The sequence below is a fragment of the Caballeronia arationis genome (assembly GCF_001544975.2).
GTDB lineage: Bacteria > Pseudomonadota > Gammaproteobacteria > Burkholderiales > Burkholderiaceae > Caballeronia > Caballeronia arationis.
Genome location: NZ_FCOG02000436.1, coordinates 1 through 1,419, shown reverse-complemented (window position 1 = coordinate 1,419; position 1,419 = coordinate 1). Strand labels below are relative to the sequence as shown.

Below are 1,419 nucleotides of genomic sequence, written 5' to 3'. Positions count from 1 at the left end.
AGGGGCTATTGAGATTAAGCTGACCGTCAGCGAAGCTGTCACGCCCACTTTGTTTGCTGCATTAATGGCGGTCTCGAATCCAAGGCAACGGGCCGCGCTGCTCAAACGTCTTGCCGACGACGCACTGCGCGGCCGGGGAAGCGTGGGTCTCATTCCCACGGCCGACCAAGCGCACACGGCGGCCCAACACAGCGAGGTTACCGACAGAGGAGCAGCGGCAATCGAAACGCAGGTAAAGTCGGCATCTGCTGAAGACGAAAAACCGCAAGCGCTGGCTGAATACCCGGAGCAGTCGTCGCCCATTGGCGATGATACTCGTTGACGATCTCAGCCAAGCGGCCGAAAAACGACACTCGATGCCACTCGGTCTGCTCTTTCATTTCGCCTGAGGACTTGTCCTTGTAGCGATCGGTCGTTGCTAGCCGGATAGCTGATAGTAGAAGCCGAGGTCACCGATCACGACAGCAGCAAGAATGCCGATGCTCATGATCGCATTGCGCGGCGTCTTGCCTTTAACGAGTGCTTCTTGCTCCGCGCTGGGCGTAGCCGAGTCCGGTTTCTTCGCCACGGTCAAAACACCCCGAGCAAGCGGCGGCGGCCGCGCGTCACCGTAACCTCGTCCTTGCCGGAACGCAGAACGATCTCGTCGGCCAGACGCTGGAGGACAAGGAAGTCCCCGCGGCGAATGAAGTTCGCAACGACGCGATCGCCGTGGTCGAGAATGAACGGAACCGGCCACTCCTGCGCTTTTGCAGGCATGCGCATCCAGACCGCATGGCCGTGTCGTCGAAGACAGTCTCCGGCGTGAACTCGGCGCGGCCATCGACGCTGTAGTCCCAGTTGAGCTTGTCCGGCGCCACACTGATGCTTCCCGAATCGGCACCGCCGCGAGCACTGTTCGCCGTCGCGTCGTCCCGTGCGCTGGCGCGGGCCATCGGTGCGCGCGGGTACTGGAAACGCACGGTTTGATAGAACATGCCACCCGCCGGCGACGCGATAAGCGTGAAGTCGTACTCGCGCAGGTTGGTCGTCAAATGGAGCGTGTTGACCAGGTCCGCCTTGTGGGGCTTGATGAATACATGGTTCATCTTGTCGTCGTCGATCTCCCACTGGACGCTGTCGCCCATCGCCGGGTCGGCGATCAGCTTCTCGCCCTTCTCCAACTCGATCGTCGTGAGCTTCAGCGGCGCGGTCAGCACGCGATAGATCTGGTCGCGGCTGTACGGGAACACGCCGATGCGCGCGTCGCCGGGCATCGTCAAAGGGTCCGCCCCGCCGTTGAACGGGTTAATCGGGCTCATCGGGTCGCCAGCAACCATCGCGGCATTGAACGCCGAGTCGCTCGCGGCTTTCTTGGCCACAGCCGGTTGAGCGAGCAACGCTGCGCACGCAGCGAGAACACAGATGCCGATGACCGGC

Annotated in this window: 1 protein-coding gene and 3 pseudogenes; 1 reads left to right on the top strand and 3 read right to left on the bottom strand. The window is 62.0% G+C overall.

The annotated features are described in order from the left end of the window. Positions 1–322, top strand: a pseudogene (locus tag AWB81_RS46695) (hypothetical protein); the annotation flags it as partial. On the opposite strand, the pseudogene AWB81_RS46690 reads toward AWB81_RS46695, so the two are convergent. The 3 genes and pseudogenes from AWB81_RS46690 to AWB81_RS42940 form a co-directional block, all read right to left on the bottom strand. Then, a pseudogene (locus AWB81_RS46690) lies at positions 312–428 on the bottom strand (single-stranded DNA-binding protein); the annotation flags it as partial. The pseudogenes AWB81_RS46695 and AWB81_RS46690 overlap by 11 nt on opposite strands. Next, on the bottom strand, positions 419–568 hold the full coding sequence (locus AWB81_RS44455; RefSeq protein WP_235026257.1) for a hypothetical protein: 150 nt from the start codon (positions 566–568) through the stop codon (positions 419–421). The pseudogene AWB81_RS46690 and the gene AWB81_RS44455, both read right to left, overlap by 10 nt. 2 nt (positions 569–570) lie before the next feature. After that, a pseudogene (locus AWB81_RS42940) lies at positions 571–1,412 on the bottom strand (TrbG/VirB9 family P-type conjugative transfer protein). Positions 1,413–1,419 lie beyond the last annotated feature (7 nt).